This window comes from uncultured Helcococcus sp. (assembly GCF_946998255.1).
GTDB lineage: Bacteria > Bacillota > Clostridia > Tissierellales > Peptoniphilaceae > Helcococcus.
The window spans coordinates 1-15,433 of the sequence record NZ_CAMPYN010000030.1 but is presented as its reverse complement, the minus strand read 5'-3'; the positions used below and the strand labels follow the sequence as shown (position 1 = coordinate 15,433).

Genomic DNA, 15,433 nt, shown 5'->3' with positions numbered 1-15,433 from the left:
AAATTTCAAGATAAATTATTTTTTATTTTCTCTTGACATTTGATAGCTGGTCTTATCATTTTCTTTATAGTATTATACAACAAATTTATGTTTTTAACTATTTTGATTGACCTATAAAATAATAGTGATAGAATGGTTAATAGATCGTAGGAGGCAATTATGACAACACATAAACACCATATAATTTGGAAAAGATTTTTCTTTTTCTTTTTAACAATTACAATTTTAGCTTTTATTTTAGCCTTTGTTTGGCATGAAAGATCAGTAGCTTCATTAAAGCTTGAAAATGCTGAACTTAAAGAAAACTTAAATAATGTTCAAGAAGAACTAGACAAAACAAAGGGTACTATAGAAGAATTAGAAAAAAAATTGGAAGCTAAAAAATCTGGAAATCCTGTAAGCCATGTATTGGCTAGTATAAAGGATAAAAATCCAGAAAAAAGTTATGCTTATGATACAAAAACTATAAGAGAATTTACTGAAAAAAAAGATTACAAAGGCGAGAAAATCGCCTTTTTAACTTTTGATGACGGTCCTAATAAGGCTACCACAGGGAAAATATTAGATATATTAAAAGAAAAAGATGTACCAGCTACTTTTTATATGCCTGGTAAAAATATCGGTGATGAAACTGCTGATCTTCTTAAAAGGATTTATGAAGAAGGTCATGTTGTAGGAAGTCACTCATTCGACCATAATTATGACCACTTGTATCCTAATAGGATTGCAAATAAAGACGAAATTATTAGACAAGAAAATCAAACTTTAGATGCCTTTAGAAAATATCTAGGGTCTGATTTTAAGCATAAAACTTCCAGATATCCTGGTGGACATATGTCATGGAATAAACAATCTTTAGCAAAATCCGACAAGGCTTTGGAAGATATGGGAATTATATGGATTGATTGGAATACTATGAATGGTGATGCTCAACCGATAAAACCTAGAGATCCAAACGACATTCCAAGACCTCAAAATACCCAACAGGTAATAAACAACTTTGAACATTCTAAAAGATTTACATTTAATCCGGATATAGCCGTTGTTTTAATGCATGATGGTAAAGATGTAACTCTTAACGCTTTAGGGTCCCTAATAGACCATATGAGGAATCAGGGCTATAGCTTTGGAGTGTTAGATTAATGAAGAATAAACTTGTAATCGTTTTAATTTTCATTATTATATTACTTTCTATATTTTTAATTAAGGACAATATAAAAAGTACTCAAATAACTCCATTAACAGAAGTGGAAGCAAGAGGCAAAATAGAAGAAATTTTCGGAAATAAGATAGAAAAAATTAATAACAAAGACTTGGTTTTAACCAGCAACAACCAGTACACAATCATGGTTGTAGAAGATAGGTATTTATTGATAGATTATGCAAGTAACCCACCAAAGGTCCACCATTACAAGTCTATAAAAGAAGATATTCCTGTTAAAATAGTAGAAATATATGAAGATGGGTCTTGGCTTGCCTTACACGACGACCATACCCATATAGTTAGTGAAAAATTAGAAGAGGGCGCCAAAGTTGGAGATATAGTATATATAAAAGATCCCCATACTTTCTTAGATGACTATAAGCATAAAAAAAATTAATTATAAGGATTAAAAAATCTGCCTGGAAATATTACTTCCAAGCAGATTTTACTTTTATTTATTCATATGTTTCCAAATATATATTATTGAACTTATAATTAATATTATTAATAAAATTCTAATTCCTGTATCTAGGTATTTATCAATTATTGATAAGTATGCCATTTGATTAAAAATTTGACCATTATTCATAAAATCCTCCTAATTTATACAGGCCTATATTTTATATAAATAATAGCATAAATTATTTTTTTTTCAATATTTTCCAACCTTACTTTCCATATACTTAAATGCATAGGTAACAAATATAGAAGCCACATAACCCACTATAAATGATAGTGGCATGCCTTTTATATACATATTGAAAAATCCTGGTACAAACTCTCCAAAAGATAAGTATAGTCCTGTAAAGTTTAATATTAATGCATAATAAACTGAAGGAATCAAAGCTGCTACTAGAGCCCAAACAAATGATTGGTCATCTTTTATATACCTGCTAGCAAATTTCCCACCAACACCTGGTGCATTCCAAGCTAAGTCCGCACAAATACATATGCAGGATTGAATACATGCATCCATAAATAATTTGGATGGTATATTATGTTCTACAGTGATTAGCCTAATAACTGTGATGATTATAAATGATAGGATAATCGAATATGTGTATATTTTATTCTTTACTAAAAATTTCATGTCACTCTCCATTTAGAATATAATAACTGGGCTTTTACCCAGTTATCGGCCTTTATATTCTATTTTGTATCTAAGATTTTGTCAAGCGTTCTCCAGGCTAAAACTGCACATTTTACCCTCATAGGAAGTTTTGATATAGATTCAAATACGGCTGCATCACCTATCTTTATTAAATCGTCTTCAGAAAGGTCTTCACCTTGGATCATTCCTAAAAATATTCGCACATCTTTCTTAGCCTCTTCCAGGCTCTTTCCCTTGATGACATCAATCATCATGGAAGCAGAGGCTTGGGAAATGGCACAACCTATACCTTCATAAGAGGAATCCTTGATTATTCCATCATCTATAAGAACATTTAATTTTAGTTCATCTCCACATGACGGGTTAACCCCCATTTGTGAATCAGTTTTATTTTCTAAAGGATGCTTGTTCGAAGAATTCATAGAATGTTCTCTAACTAGCTCTGTATATATTTGATTAAGCTCCATAAAATACTTCCTTTACTTTTTTTAGTCCCCATATTAGTCTATCTATCTCTTCTTTTGTATTGTAAAAAGCAAGAGATATCCTTGAAGATGAATTTAACCCTAAATACCTATGCAAGGGCTGGGCACAATGGTGGCCCGTCCTAATACATATACCGTAATAATCTAAAATCTGACTTATATCATGGGGATGAATATTTTTTATAGTGAATATAAGGTTGGTATGGCTATGGCTAGGATCATAGTAGATTTTTACAAAGTCTAACTTTTCTATTTCTTCTATTAAATAGGAAAATAGCTCTTTTTCAATCTTTTCTATATTTTCATATCCTAGCTTACTTATATAGTCCACAGCCTTAGCTAGTGAATAAATCGAACCAATATCTAGAGTACCAGCTTCAAACTTACTTGGAATTTCTGCATATGATACACTTTCTTCAGTCACATATTCAATCATATCTCCACCAAGTAAAAATGGATCCATTTTCTCTAAAAGATCTTTTTTACCTATAAGACATCCAACTCCCTGGCTAGCAAAGACCTTGTGTCCAGAAAAGGCAAGAAAGTCACAACCATAGGCATCCACATCAATTTGCCTGTGGCTAATCAATTGGGTCGCATCTACTACAGTCAAAGCCCCGTATTCCTTAGCCATTTCTACCATTTTAGCAATTTCTACTTCAAAAGATAAAACATTGGAAGCCCCTGTAAAGGCTACTATCTTGGTATTCGAATTTAATTTCTCCTCATAATCATCCAAGTCCAAATTCAAATTTTCATCTAGGTAGAAATATTTTAATTCTGCTCCAGTTTTTTCGCAGACATATTGCCAATTAACCAGGTTGGCATGGTGTTCAGCTATAGAAATTAAAACTTGATCACCTGGTTTAAGATTATTTAATCCATAAGCATAGGAAACCAAATTTAAGGCCTCTGTAGCAGACTTAGTAAATATAAGTTCATAGTCATGTCCTGCCTTGGTAAAATCCTTTAGTTTATTTCTAGTATTTTCTAAAATCTCTTTTGACTTTGCAGATAGGCCATAAGACCCTCTGCCAGCATTGGCATTGAAGGTCTCATAATATTCTTTAAGAGAATCAATTACAATACTAGGCTTTTGACTAGTTGCAGCCGAATCTAAATAAGTGATATCTTTATTTTTTTCGAAAAAAGGAAAGTCTTTCCTTATTTCTTCTGGTCTCATTCTCTTATTCCTTGTCTAATATCTTCTAGTAATTCATTTCTTAAATCTATATCTTCTATCAAATCAAGTATTGGTTTGATTTTTGATTCAATAATAATCCTTTTCGCTTCAAGTTGATCAAAACCCCTTGATTGGATATAAAAGAGCATTTCTTTGTCTACACGCCCAGCTGATGCGGCGTGATTACCTACAATATCATCTTCACGAGCTAATAGTATAGGTATAGCCCTTGATTTTACAGTTGGGTCTAAGAGGGTAACAAACTCTTCTTCATTACCCGTAGAAAGTCTACATCCCTTTAAGAAATCTAGGGTACCAGCAAATCTCTTTTCTGCATGGTCTTTCAATACCCCTTGTAAAACCATGTCGGAATCAGACTCTTGTCCATAGTGAGTCATCACATAGGCTAAGTCCAAATACCTATTTCCATCTACAAAATAAGCTGTCTTTATGTCAGATTCTGACCTAGCACCTACCAATTCTACTTCATAGTTTGCATAGGCCTTTTTAGAACCCAATTCAACATGAACCAGGTGAACTCTTGCATCTTCTGCAATTTCAGAAATCAAAGAAACATAGGATTGTGACTTATGTGAAAGTCTTTGTACAATCACAATTTTTACTTCTGAATTTTTTTCAGCATTAATTTTGAAAATAGAATTTCTAAAAGCTTCTATATCAGCTTCAGACCTATAGTCAAATAGGATTTTAGCATTAGCCCCTTCTCTTACATGGATTTCATGTAGGTCATTTATATTGCTAATTTCTTCTCTTAGTTTAAATTCTCTTCTTAAGTCTTCTTGGCCAGTAAATTCGTAATATTCAGAATAGTTTCTATATTTTTCATTTAATTCTTTAACTGAATCTGAAACTCCGTATTTTTTATTTTCAAATACTTTGTTAAAGTCTTCAGATCCTTTAGTCCCCGGATTTGATGAAAAATCAATATAGTCTATTTCTGGTAATTCTATATCAACATGGTTGGCCTTAGTGTGACCCCAGGTTATGTGAGGTAAAATATTTGCTTTTGTCATTTTATCCTCCTATCCTATTGATCCAATTAGTTCTAAACTAATTAAGTTGTTCATTTCTACTGCATATTCTAGTGGCAATTCCTTGGCGATAGGTTCAGCGAAACCTCTTACCAACATGGCCTTAGCATCTTCTTCAGACAAACCTCTAGACATCAAGTAAAAAATTTTAGAGTCATCTATCCTACCTATTTTTGCTTCATGACCTAGGTCTACATCATCATTTTCTATGATCATTACAGGAATGGTATCTGATACTGACCCCTGGTTATCAAGCATCAAAGATTCACAGTTAACATTGGCTTTTGATCCAGCAGCATTTTCTTTAAAATGCACCAATCCCCTATAAATAGCTTCACCACCAGATTTTGAAATCGATCTGGAGTTAACTGTAGAATAGGTATTTGGAGCAGCATGGACAACCTTGGTACCTGTATCCAATATTTGCCCATCATTAGCAAAAGTGATACCTGTATAGTCAGATTTTGCATTTTCACCAATTAAAATAGATGATGGGTAAAGCATTGAAACTGCAGAACCAAAGGATCCTGAAACCCATTCTATATGGCCCTCTTCCCAAACTATAGCTGATTTGGTATTTAGATTGTACATATTTTTTGACCAGTTTTCTATGGTTGAATATCTTAGCTTAGCCTTTTCTTTTACAAATAATTCTACCGCACCAGCGTGAACATTGACTACATTGTACTTAGGAGCTGAGCACCCTTCAATATAGTGGACATAAGCGCCTTCATCTACATAAATAAAGGTATGTTCAAATTGACCTGCTCCAGGTGCATTAAATCTAAAGTAGGATTGAATTGGTATGTCTACATGGACTCCTTTTGGTACATATACAAAAGATCCACCTGACCATACAGCATAGTGTAGGGCTGCATACTTGTGCATGGATGGATTTATAGCCTTGCCAAACCATTCTTTTAATAGGTCTTCATGGCTTTCATAGGCTTCTTCCATAGTTATATAAACTACACCCAATTCTTTCAAATATTTTTTAACATTTGAATACACAACCTCTGAGTCATACTGGGCAGCAACACCTGCTAAGGCGTCAATTTCTGCCTGTGGTATACCTAGGTCGTAAAATGTTTGCTTTATATTGTCTGGTAAATTATCCCATTGGTTTACTTCTCTTGCTTTTGGCTTTACATATAGGGTTAATTCATCAACATCCACAGCTGACAAGTCTGGTCCCCATGATGGATTATCCAATTCATAGAAGATTCTCATAGCTTCTAATCTTTTTTCTAGCATCCATTCTGGTTCATTTTTTTCAGCTGAAATTTGTCTAACAACTTCTTCAGTCAAACCCTTAGAGGAAATTTTGTCATATTCAAAATCATTTTTTCTGTCGTAAATTCCCCTATCTATATCTTCAACATAGGTTTTTTTAGACATTTTTTACCTCTTCTCTTATTTTAGAGTAACCATCTTTTTCGATTTCGCTTATCAAGCTGCTATCTGAAGTCCTTACGATCTTTCCTTCAATCATTACATGGACAAAATCTGGCTTGATTGATTCTAATATTGAAGAATGGTGGGTAATGATTAGTGCAGCCTTATCTTCATTTAAGAATGAAGACACTTCTTTAGAAACAATCTTTGTTGCATCTACGTCCAAGCCTGAATCAGTTTCGTCAAGCATAATAAATTTTGGATCTAAAACTTTCATTTGTAGGATTTCATTCTTTTTCTTTTCCCCACCTGAGAAGCCTACATTCAAGTATCTCTGCGCATAGTCTCCATTAAAGTCTAATTCTTCTAATTTTTTCTTTAAATCTCTTCTAAATTCTAATAATTGTGGTTTTTCATCTTTAACATTTGTGAAGGCTGTACGTAAAAAATTTTCTACAGAGATACCTTCAACTTCTTCTGGGTTTTGGAAGGATAAAAACATACCTCTCTTAGCTCTTTTATCAGTTGATTCTTCTGATATATCTTCACCTTCAAAGAAGATTTCACCTTCAGTTACTTCATAGTCTGGGTGGTCCATTATTACTTTTAATAAGGTGGACTTACCTGAACCATTTGGCCCCATGATAACATGAGTTTCACCAGATTTAATTTCTAAATCTATCCCCTTCAATATTTCCTTGCCCTCTACCTGAGCATGTAAATTTTCTATTTTTAACATTGCATCCCCCTTCTTGCATGTTTTTATACCATTTTAATAATTAGTTAAGTAAGCCTGAATCATCCTTGCTATAAAGATAAAATTGCGACATCTTTTTTAACGATTTTCTAGCCTTTTTAATCTCTTCTTTGTAGTCTTCTTCTTGTTTCATTTTATATTCATTAGAATTTAACTTGTCTGCTATATTTATTGGAAAAGTATTATCCAATTCTTCCAAGTCTTTTTTATAACTTTCAATTGCTTCTTCATAGACTTCTTTAGGATTTTTCTTGACCTTTCCCTGAACTACTTCAGCAAAGTCAAGTAGTTCATTTAAGTGTGGAAGGTAAACTGATTTTCCCTGAAGAATAAAGCTCTCATATAGGTTTTTCGACCTCTCCCCATTAACTAGAAGAGGATCTGTATATTTCAATAGTTTTCTAATTTTTACTTTAGTCTTATCATTGAGATTTTCATTTGCCCTTGCTATAAATAAGTCATTTTTTGTAAGCAAGTTTTTTAATTCATTTATATGATTTATTAAATCCCTATATTCAATCTGAGCTATTCCATCTGAATACTGGTCTATTAAATTAACATTTGAGTAAGTCTTTAGGTCTGTACTCATGCTAAATAAAAGCTTAGATTGCATTCTTTGGTCATATATAAACATCTTATACAAGAGCTCTTTCTTTTCCAACTCATATTTTCCAAATTTTTGAATGTATAAGTTATTATAAAGATTTTTCTCATAAATGCTCTTATATAAATATTCTGTTTTTATGTCTAAATATTGTTCTCTTAAACTTGTCATAATCACTCCGTACTAAAAATTATAGCATATTGAAATTAATAAAGAAATAAAGTGTGCAGGCTCCTTTCAAGGTCCCTACACACTTTATCTCTATTTTTTAAGTTCTTGTGCTATTAAATTTATCATGACATTTATACCATCGTTATTTAGGTGGGTTTTGTCCTTAGCAAAGTATTCTGGATGGTCTTTTGAGTTTGAATACCAGTCTACCAAGCTTATTTCAGGATGTTTTTCAACATAGGCTGCTAGGTCTTGGTTTACCTTGTCTCTCCATGAGTCTGGCATGTTTACATTCACAAACACCTTCTTACTCTTTGGAAAATGTGCCATTAATTTATCTAAGTGACCTTCATTAAATAAACCGTTGGTTCCTAGCATCATTATCAAGGCTGTATTTTCAGAATCGTGTTCACCATATTTTGCAAAAACTGGCTCTGATTGGTAAAGCTGCCTTGAAACCTTAGCATCAACTATTACATTATTTAATTTTTCCTTTAAGCTTAAGCCTACATTTACTCCAAGTGAATCCCCTATCAGAACTATCTTGTCATACTTTATTTCACCAAAATTAATTTCTGGCTGCTTATTTGAACCAGGTTCGTTTGGACTTACTTCTTTTTCAGCCGGTTTTATGATTTCCATGCCATTTTCTTTAGCCTTTTGTCCCAATTGTTCACCATCTGTTACAAGTTCATCTGGTAAATCTATATTTCTAGTGGTGTCAACAAAGGCTGTTGAAATAAATGGTATACCTATACCAAAGGCTCCTAGGATAAAGATTATAGCAAGTCCCAAAGCAATTCTTTGTACAAGGACATTAGTTTTTCTTTCCCTTGTTTTTTCTCTTTCTCTTCTAGATTTTGGTCTCGCTTTTCTTTCTTTGGCCAGAGGTTTTTCCATAAAGTAATAGGTAAAGGCTGATAAAAGTAAGAATGCTAGCACCCTAAGAATTACATATACGGTCTTTGGTCCATTTATTTCTGACTGGGTTTCTGACAGAATAATTATTGGGAAGTGCCATAAATATATAGAATATGACATTTCACCTGGTTTTGTAATAAATGGTATATATCTAAACTTGTTAAATATTGGATTATTATCATTAGCAATAGTATAAATCATTGCAACCGATAATAAGGCAAATAGTAAAAATCCACCCCTGTAAACCCAAGTTTGTTCTTCAGAGACATATAGGCCTAGAACTACAAAGGCTGCTAAGCTAAGAACGCTAATTAAAGCCATTAAAGGTTTAGATAAACTAACTTCAAACTTATCTTTTTCATAGTCTTCTAAGCTATTTCTAGGATCTTTTCTTAATTTTCTTATTGGATAATGGAAGTAGGACAATACACCAATGATTATCTCAAAAATCCTAGTATCTGTTCCATAATAAACTCTTGAAACATTTTCTGGGTCATATAAGACCTGCATTACTACAAATGATATTATAGCTAAAATTAAAATGATAATTCTAAATAATTTGTAATTGTTTTTTACTGATAATTTACTTGTTAAATAAAATAGAACATTTAATATGATATAACCCTGCATTAAAACAGAAATATACCAAAGGTGTTTAAATGGACTTTGGAAATATGAGTCAAAATAACCCACCTTATTGATTATAAACCACCAGTTATTGGTAAAAGTCAAACTTGGGAATATATCCCTGTGGGCTATATCCAAGATAGGTTTGTTGAACATAGTTATAAATATAGTCACGAAAAATACAACTATAAACAGTGGTGGCCAAAGATTTTTTATCCTCCTAAATATGTTTTTAAATAAGGAAAATCCACCTTCTTCATCTTGTCTTACAAAAGAGGCTGCTAATAGGTAACCTGATATTACAAAAAATAGATCAACTCCTATAAAACCACCTGTCAACCATGCCGCATTTAAATGATATATAACTATTGCAATTATTGCTATTGTTTTCAATAAATCTAATCCAAAAATTTTGTTTCTTTTCATTTGTACTTCCTTCTTTAATGTATAAATAATTATAACACAATTTTAATAGTTGTTGATAGCCTAAAAAGTAATTTGCATAAAGGCCATCTTTTGAATATAATAATCTTATATATAAGCAGATTTGCTTTTTATAAAAAGGAGGTAATCATGTCTGATTTTAAGAATGGTTCAGTTAAGATTTCAAATGATATAATAGATCAATTAGTTGCAGAAAGCGCATTAAAAGTTGAAGGCGTGCACAGTGTTATCGGATATAAAAATGGTAAATTTGACGGCAGAAAAAAAGAAGCTTTGATTGCAAATGTTGAAGATAACAGCATGCAAATTAAGGTTACTATAGTTGTAAAAGCCGGTGAAAATGTATATGAAGTGGCTGAAAATGTTCAAAAAAATGTAAAAGAACAAATACATACAATATTAGCTTTTGATATTGATCATGTTGATGTTTTTGTAAAAGATATAGCATAGTAAAAAACTGTTGCAGGTAAATAAAACCAGCAACAGTTTTTTTATAGTAATCTTAGTATTGAAAATATTATTATTAATATAGAAATAAGTCCAAAAAAACCAGCCATAAAAGCATAGGATTTTGTCTTATTATTCTTATAATAAATAACTTGGTTTACTGCCATCAAGGCGAAGATTAAACCTAGCATTATATAGGAGTATTTAATCCCTCCTATTTTTTTTAATTCATAAATTATAAGGCCAATTGTTGCAAAGATAAATAAGTTTGTAAATATCATAAACTTCAATTGTCCCTTGGTCACTATCTTATTCTTCATATTTTTCAAAACCTTCAATTTTTTCAACTGCTTCATTTAAAAATGATGTATCTATGCTCTCAACTTTTCCTTGGTCAATTAGGTCTGCGAACTCTGGATTTATTGGTATTTGAGCCAATATATCTAGTCCATATTTTTCTGACAATTCTCCAACCTTTGATTTTCCAAAAATCTCATATTTTTTCCCTGTATCTGGAGCTTGAAAATATGAAAAGTTTTCTACAATGCCTAGTACAGGTATATCTAATTTATTAGCCATTCCTAAGGCCTTTTCTACAATCATATTTACAAGGTCTTGAGGTGAACTTACCATTATAATTCCCATCAAGGTGATTGATTGAAATATAGTAAGTTGGGCATCAGATGTTCCCGGTGGAAGATCTACAAACATATAGTCTATCTCTCCCCAATTTACATCTGTCCAAAATTGCCTTATAGCTCCAGTAAGCATTGGAGCCCTCCAAACCACGGCAGATTTTTCATCATCAATTATAAGGTTGGCAGAAACTATCTTGATCCCTTCCTTGGTCACCATTGGGTTTAATCCCTTGTCAGCTACTTCTAGCTTTCCTTTAAGATTGAAAGCTCTTGCTATTGACGGTCCGGTTATATCAGCATCTAAAATAGCTACCTTGTATCCTTTTTTTGCCATGGCTACAGCTAGACTTGAAGTAACCATAGACTTACCTACTCCACCCTTACCTGAAACTACAGCTATAACATTTTTCACTTGAGAATTTTCATTTGTTTCTAAGTTGAAAAGGGCTTGTTTTCTTTTTACATTAAAATCTGTCATTCTGAAATTTCCTTTAATTTACCTGTCAATTTATAAGGAACTCTTTTTAATTCTTCTAAGTTTTTTGCTCCCAATAAAAACATAAGTATCTTTGTCTTCTTTATAAGTCCTTCTAGGTATGCCTTAGCATGGTCATAGCCTCCATGAACTAGATATCTTAAAAGCTCACCTGCTACAGCTACATAATCGGCTCCCAATATCAAGGCCTTGATGATGTCCATAGAAGTCTTTATTCCGCCCGATGCTATGATTTTAACATCTTGACTGACTGCTCTAGCATTTAATATAGCCTTGGCTGTTGGTATACCCCAACCGTACATGTCGGAAAAATCATTCCTATAATTACGCAAGTTTTCTATCTCTATAAAGTTTGTTCCACCATAGCCAGATAAGTCTATATAGTTAACTCCTGCTGAAACTAATTTTTTTACAGTTTCTTGAGACATTCCCATAGCCTTCTCTTTAACTAAAACTTTGCCCCCATAAATAGAAACAAGTTTTTCTATATTAGCTAAGACCCCTTCAAAATCAGCTGCATGGTCAAAACTAACAGCTTCTTGAGCTGCATTTATATATAGGGATAAAGCATTAGCCTTTACTTGGTCCATAGCTATTTTTGCATCTTCTTCACTAGCCTTAGCTGATAAGTTAGATAAGATAAAAACATTTTTCTCTATGTCATCATCTATTTCTGACAAGTAAAGCTTTGATTGTTCATCACTTGCTATATTTTCCTGTTGGGATCCTAATTCTATAGGTATATTTAAATCTTGGGCGATATTTACAAGGATTTCATTTATTTCTAATCCTCTTTCTGTACCACCTATCATAGATGAAATAATTAATGGAAAAGAAAAATTACTTCCCATAAATTCAGTAGTAGTATCAATGTCTGATAAATTAATTTCTGGAAGTGAATTGTGTTCAATATATACATCATCAAATAAGGTATGGCCTTGGTGGCTACCTATTAGGGAATTGTCTATATATAAGTCTTTAATATTATTCATCTTTTTCCTCTAATTATTTTTCTTGAGATAATTCAAGCTTCTTAGTTTGGTCTTCCAATATCAAAGCATCTATCATCTCTTCAATATCCCCATCTAAAAAGTCTTGTAATTGGTGGATTGTTTTATTTATCCTGTGGTCTGTTACTCTAGATTGAGGGAAGTTATAGGTCCTAATTTTCTCTGACCTGTCCCCTGTACCAACTTGTGATTTTCTATCTTCTGATAAGGCCTTTTGTTGTTCTTCAAGTTCAGCTTCATAAACTCTAGCTCTTAAAATCTTCATAGCCTTGTCTTTGTTTTTGTGCTGTGATTTTTCATCTTGTACAGCAACAACTATACCTGTAGGTAAGTGGGTAATACGTACAGCTGAGTCTGTTGTGTTAACATGTTGTCCACCAGCTCCTGAAGCCCTGTAATAGTCTATTCTAATATCTGTAGATTCATTTATTTGAACGTCTACATCCTCTGCTTCTGGTAAAACCGCAACAGTTGCTGTAGATGTATGGATACGTCCAGAAGTTTCAGTTTGTGGAACCCTTTGTACCCTATGAACACCAGATTCATATTTTAATTTTGAATAGGCTCCCTCACCCTTTACCATGAAGATTACTTCCTTTACACCACCTATACCTTGGTCAGAAAACTCAATTTCTTCAACCTTGAATCCTGATTTTGAAGCATACATTTGGTACATTCTGTAAAGTTCACCAGCAAAAAGTCCGGCCTCATCACCACCTGCACCTGCTCTAATTTCAACGAATACGTTTTTGTGGTCATTTGGATCTTTTGGTATAAGTAAGAATGTTATTTTTTCTTCTAATTCTTCTAATCTTTTTTCTGACTCATGTATTTCTTCATGAAGAAGGTCTAAAAACTCTTGGTCTTCAGTAGCTTCTAACATTTCTTTATTTTCGCTTATCCTGTCTTCATTTTCTCTATATTCCTCGTAGGCCTTAACCAAATCTTTAAGTCCCACATATTCTCTATTTACTTGTTGCCACTTATCCATATCAGCAAGCAAATCTGGAGAAGCTAATTGTTTTTCTAAATCGTAATAATGCTCTTTAGTTGATTCTAATTTTTCAAACATAAAAATCCTTTCAATAATCAATAAATATCATAATAATTATAGCATAAGATTAGCTTCTAATGCTATCTTTTAGCCATTTACCCTTGACTATCCTATCTTTTCCACCATAATCTTGTAAAATTTTTACATCGTGGTAACCATTTTCTTTAAGCAAGTCGGAAACGACCTTTCCTTGGTCATAACCGATTTCAAAAAAAATACTAGCGTCATCTGCTAGATGGGACTTAGCCTGGTTTATTATTTTTTCATAAATTTCGTAGCCCTTTACACCACCATATAGGGCTGTTTTTGGTTCGTAGTATAAAAGTTTATCAAGCTCATCATAGTCCTCTTCGCTTATATATGGAGGATTGGAAACTATAATGTCAAATTTTCCTTCAACATTTTCAAAAAGGTCAGAATGGATAAAGTCTACAAGGGCTCCAAGACTTTTCGCATTCATCCTAGCAACTTCTAAGGCTTCTCTAGAAATATCACAGGCACTTACATGAAGATTAACATTGTTTTCTAAGGCTAAACTTATGGCAATAGCGCCTGATCCTGTTCCAATATCAAGTAATTTTTTATCCCTAAGATTTTCTTTTAATATCTCTTCTACTAGCAATTCAGTCTCTGGCCTAGGGATTAAAACATTCTCGTTTACAGAAAAGTCATAACCATAAAAGTTCCATTTACCTATGGCGTATTGAAGAGGTCTACCATCCTTTAGATCTCTTTGTATGTCTAAAAATCTATTCCATACATCATCTGAAAGTTCTAAATTTTGATTCAAAAAAATCTGCGACCTTGTCATATCCAAAAGATACTGAAGAATGATTTCCGTATACTGGTAGTCTGCATCTAGCAAGTCTTTTATAGTCTTAGAGTTCGTCTGCATGGCTATCCTCTGGTATTACAAGCTCCATGGCTGCAATAGCAACTTCAATCATGTCATCACTTGGTTCTTTTACAGTTCCAATATATTGGACAAACATTCCTGGTAGGGCCAATATTTTAGCAAGCTTTGAATCTGACTTTCCCATCCACCTATTTAATTCATAGGTGATACCCACTAAAATAGGGATGATTAAAATCCTAGTTGCAAATCTTAAAAGTGGGTTTGGCCAGCCAAAAAGTGATAAGACTAGGGCCGATATCAGTACCATATTAAACATGAAGGATGTCCCACACCTTGGGTGTAATTTAGAATGTTTTCTTACATTTTCCACGGTTAATTCTTCTCCATGCTCATAGCAGGCTATAGTTTTATGCTCTGCCCCATGGTATCTAAATACTCTTTTTATGTCTTTTATTTGGGATATGGACATTATATATATCAAAAAGAAAATAACTCTTATAAATCCTTCTATCAGGTTCAATACAAATATCGAATTAATTTTATCTGCAAATAAATTAGAAATCCATGTTGGTACAAAGAAAAATAGGGCTATGAAAAGTCCTGTAACCAATATGGATAAAATAGAATAGAAAAAATCTGCTAACTTGCTAGATTTCTTTTCCTCTTCTGGATAATAAGATAAAGAATAATCTATAGCCTTTGTACCATTTCTAAGGGCATCCCATAAAATCCCCATTCCTCTTAAAAATGGTAGCTTAAAAATAGGATATTTTTCCGCTATAGTTGTTCTTTCTACTATTTTTGCTTCAATTTCTCCATCGGGTTTTCTCACAGCTATTGAACTAACAAAAGGTCCCTTCATAAGTATGCCTTCAAAAAGAGCCTGACCCCCTATGGAAGTTTTTTTAATGTCTCTACTCATCATAAACTCCTTGTATAATGAACACATAGTAATTAGTGTTCTTTTTTTCTTTTTAC

18 protein-coding genes are annotated in these 15,433 nt (G+C 32.7%); 3 read left to right on the top strand and 15 right to left on the bottom strand.

Translation table 11 applies throughout. From position 1 onward, the window contains the following. Positions 1 to 159 precede the first annotated feature (159 nt). Together Q0U66_RS03770 and Q0U66_RS03765 are read left to right on the top strand one after the other, a co-directional pair. Complete coding sequence (locus tag Q0U66_RS03770) at positions 160 to 1,143, top strand: polysaccharide deacetylase family protein (protein WP_297377611.1); 984 nt, start codon at positions 160 to 162, stop codon at positions 1,141 to 1,143. After that, positions 1,143 to 1,601 carry a hypothetical protein gene (locus tag Q0U66_RS03765; RefSeq protein WP_297377609.1) on the top strand — a complete coding sequence of 153 codons (459 nt, stop codon included), beginning with the start codon at positions 1,143 to 1,145 and terminating at the stop codon, positions 1,599 to 1,601. The genes Q0U66_RS03770 and Q0U66_RS03765 overlap by 1 nt, the downstream gene beginning before the upstream one ends. Positions 1,602 to 1,655: 54 nt before the next feature. Here the strand turns inward: Q0U66_RS03765 and Q0U66_RS03760 are convergent, their stop codons facing one another. From Q0U66_RS03760 to Q0U66_RS03720, 9 genes are all read right to left on the bottom strand, one after another. After that, on the bottom strand, positions 1,656 to 1,793 hold the full coding sequence (locus tag Q0U66_RS03760; RefSeq protein ID WP_297377607.1) for a hypothetical protein: 138 nt from the start codon (positions 1,791 to 1,793) through the stop codon (positions 1,656 to 1,658). A 63-nt stretch (positions 1,794 to 1,856) separates the two neighbouring features. Then, positions 1,857 to 2,294 carry a hypothetical protein gene (locus Q0U66_RS03755; RefSeq protein ID WP_297377605.1) on the bottom strand — a complete coding sequence of 146 codons (438 nt, stop codon included), beginning with the start codon at positions 2,292 to 2,294 and terminating at the stop codon, positions 1,857 to 1,859. A 59-nt stretch (positions 2,295 to 2,353) separates the two neighbouring features. After that, complete coding sequence (gene sufU / locus Q0U66_RS03750; RefSeq protein WP_297377603.1) at positions 2,354 to 2,782, bottom strand: Fe-S cluster assembly sulfur transfer protein SufU; 429 nt, start codon at positions 2,780 to 2,782, stop codon at positions 2,354 to 2,356. Next, entirely contained in the window at positions 2,772 to 3,983 is a 1,212-nt protein-coding gene (locus Q0U66_RS03745) for a SufS family cysteine desulfurase (RefSeq protein ID WP_297377601.1), read from the bottom strand. Before Q0U66_RS03745 ends, sufU begins: the two co-directional genes overlap by 11 nt. Further along, positions 3,980 to 5,017: a SufD family Fe-S cluster assembly protein gene (locus Q0U66_RS03740; RefSeq protein ID WP_297377599.1), complete on the bottom strand. Its 1,038-nt coding sequence runs from the start codon at positions 5,015 to 5,017 to the stop codon at positions 3,980 to 3,982. Before Q0U66_RS03740 ends, Q0U66_RS03745 begins: the two co-directional genes overlap by 4 nt. Positions 5,018 to 5,026: 9 nt before the next feature. Beyond that, entirely contained in the window at positions 5,027 to 6,433 is a 1,407-nt protein-coding gene (gene sufB, locus Q0U66_RS03735; RefSeq protein WP_297377597.1) for a Fe-S cluster assembly protein SufB, read from the bottom strand. Next, a complete protein-coding gene (gene sufC / locus Q0U66_RS03730; RefSeq protein ID WP_103981546.1) occupies positions 6,426 to 7,169 on the bottom strand; it encodes a Fe-S cluster assembly ATPase SufC in 744 nt (247 codons plus the stop codon). Before sufC ends, sufB begins: the two co-directional genes overlap by 8 nt. A 40-nt stretch (positions 7,170 to 7,209) precedes the next feature. Then, positions 7,210 to 7,962, bottom strand: a complete 753-nt coding sequence (locus Q0U66_RS03725; RefSeq protein ID WP_297377594.1) for a hypothetical protein — start codon at positions 7,960 to 7,962, stop codon at positions 7,210 to 7,212. 90 nt (positions 7,963 to 8,052) lie between these two features. Beyond that, entirely contained in the window at positions 8,053 to 9,936 is a 1,884-nt protein-coding gene (locus tag Q0U66_RS03720) for an acyltransferase family protein (RefSeq protein ID WP_297377592.1), read from the bottom strand. A gap of 147 nt (positions 9,937 to 10,083) precedes the next feature. On the opposite strand from Q0U66_RS03720, the gene Q0U66_RS03715 reads away from it, so the two are divergent. Then, positions 10,084 to 10,404, top strand: coding sequence for an Asp23/Gls24 family envelope stress response protein (locus tag Q0U66_RS03715; RefSeq protein WP_297377590.1), 321 nt, complete (start codon positions 10,084 to 10,086; stop codon positions 10,402 to 10,404). Between the two features lie 41 nt (positions 10,405 to 10,445). On the opposite strand, the gene Q0U66_RS03710 is transcribed toward Q0U66_RS03715, so the two are convergent. The 6 genes from Q0U66_RS03710 to Q0U66_RS03685 are packed head-to-tail and all read right to left on the bottom strand — an operon-like array spanning position 10,446 to position 15,377. Further along, on the bottom strand, positions 10,446 to 10,721 hold the full coding sequence (locus tag Q0U66_RS03710; protein ID WP_297377588.1) for a hypothetical protein: 276 nt from the start codon (positions 10,719 to 10,721) through the stop codon (positions 10,446 to 10,448). Continuing rightward, positions 10,711 to 11,517 (bottom strand): Mrp/NBP35 family ATP-binding protein, encoded by an 807-nt coding sequence (locus Q0U66_RS03705; RefSeq protein ID WP_297377586.1) that lies wholly within the window; start codon positions 11,515 to 11,517, stop codon positions 10,711 to 10,713. Before Q0U66_RS03705 ends, Q0U66_RS03710 begins: the two co-directional genes overlap by 11 nt. Further along, positions 11,514 to 12,527 carry a type 2 isopentenyl-diphosphate Delta-isomerase gene (gene fni, locus Q0U66_RS03700; protein WP_297377584.1) on the bottom strand — a complete coding sequence of 338 codons (1,014 nt, stop codon included), beginning with the start codon at positions 12,525 to 12,527 and terminating at the stop codon, positions 11,514 to 11,516. Before fni ends, Q0U66_RS03705 begins: the two co-directional genes overlap by 4 nt. 13 nt (positions 12,528 to 12,540) lie before the next feature. Next, on the bottom strand, positions 12,541 to 13,617 hold the full coding sequence (gene prfA, locus Q0U66_RS03695) for a peptide chain release factor 1 (RefSeq protein ID WP_297377582.1): 1,077 nt from the start codon (positions 13,615 to 13,617) through the stop codon (positions 12,541 to 12,543). Between the two features lie 49 nt (positions 13,618 to 13,666). Beyond that, on the bottom strand, positions 13,667 to 14,494 hold the full coding sequence (prmC, locus tag Q0U66_RS03690) for a peptide chain release factor N(5)-glutamine methyltransferase (RefSeq protein WP_297377580.1): 828 nt from the start codon (positions 14,492 to 14,494) through the stop codon (positions 13,667 to 13,669). Then, on the bottom strand, positions 14,478 to 15,377 hold the full coding sequence (locus tag Q0U66_RS03685) for a DUF1385 domain-containing protein (protein ID WP_297377578.1): 900 nt from the start codon (positions 15,375 to 15,377) through the stop codon (positions 14,478 to 14,480). The genes prmC and Q0U66_RS03685 overlap by 17 nt, the downstream gene beginning before the upstream one ends. Positions 15,378 to 15,433: the final 56 nt, after the last annotated feature.

What these genes read in the sequence shown, in the direction of transcription:
- Q0U66_RS03770 (WP_297377611.1), top strand. Translation starts at nt 160, where the DNA reads ATGACAACACATAAACACCATATAATTTGGAAAAGATTTTTCTTTTTC.
- Q0U66_RS03765 (WP_297377609.1), top strand. Translation starts at nt 1,143, where the DNA reads ATGAAGAATAAACTTGTAATCGTTTTAATTTTCATTATTATATTACTT.
- Q0U66_RS03760 (WP_297377607.1), bottom strand. Translation starts at nt 1,793, where the DNA reads ATGAATAATGGTCAAATTTTTAATCAAATGGCATACTTATCAATAATT.
- Q0U66_RS03755 (WP_297377605.1), bottom strand. Translation starts at nt 2,294, where the DNA reads ATGAAATTTTTAGTAAAGAATAAAATATACACATATTCGATTATCCTA.
- sufU (WP_297377603.1), bottom strand. Translation starts at nt 2,782, where the DNA reads ATGGAGCTTAATCAAATATATACAGAGCTAGTTAGAGAACATTCTATG.
- Q0U66_RS03745 (WP_297377601.1), bottom strand. Translation starts at nt 3,983, where the DNA reads ATGAGACCAGAAGAAATAAGGAAAGACTTTCCTTTTTTCGAAAAAAAT.
- Q0U66_RS03740 (WP_297377599.1), bottom strand. Translation starts at nt 5,017, where the DNA reads ATGACAAAAGCAAATATTTTACCTCACATAACCTGGGGTCACACTAAG.
- sufB (WP_297377597.1), bottom strand. Translation starts at nt 6,433, where the DNA reads ATGTCTAAAAAAACCTATGTTGAAGATATAGATAGGGGAATTTACGAC.
- sufC (WP_103981546.1), bottom strand. Translation starts at nt 7,169, where the DNA reads ATGTTAAAAATAGAAAATTTACATGCTCAGGTAGAGGGCAAGGAAATA.
- Q0U66_RS03725 (WP_297377594.1), bottom strand. Translation starts at nt 7,962, where the DNA reads ATGACAAGTTTAAGAGAACAATATTTAGACATAAAAACAGAATATTTA.
- Q0U66_RS03720 (WP_297377592.1), bottom strand. Translation starts at nt 9,936, where the DNA reads ATGAAAAGAAACAAAATTTTTGGATTAGATTTATTGAAAACAATAGCA.
- Q0U66_RS03715 (WP_297377590.1), top strand. Translation starts at nt 10,084, where the DNA reads ATGTCTGATTTTAAGAATGGTTCAGTTAAGATTTCAAATGATATAATA.
- Q0U66_RS03710 (WP_297377588.1), bottom strand. Translation starts at nt 10,721, where the DNA reads ATGAAGAATAAGATAGTGACCAAGGGACAATTGAAGTTTATGATATTT.
- Q0U66_RS03705 (WP_297377586.1), bottom strand. Translation starts at nt 11,517, where the DNA reads ATGACAGATTTTAATGTAAAAAGAAAACAAGCCCTTTTCAACTTAGAA.
- fni (WP_297377584.1), bottom strand. Translation starts at nt 12,527, where the DNA reads ATGAATAATATTAAAGACTTATATATAGACAATTCCCTAATAGGTAGC.
- prfA (WP_297377582.1), bottom strand. Translation starts at nt 13,617, where the DNA reads ATGTTTGAAAAATTAGAATCAACTAAAGAGCATTATTACGATTTAGAA.
- prmC (WP_297377580.1), bottom strand. Translation starts at nt 14,494, where the DNA reads ATGCAGACGAACTCTAAGACTATAAAAGACTTGCTAGATGCAGACTAC.
- Q0U66_RS03685 (WP_297377578.1), bottom strand. Translation starts at nt 15,377, where the DNA reads ATGAGTAGAGACATTAAAAAAACTTCCATAGGGGGTCAGGCTCTTTTT.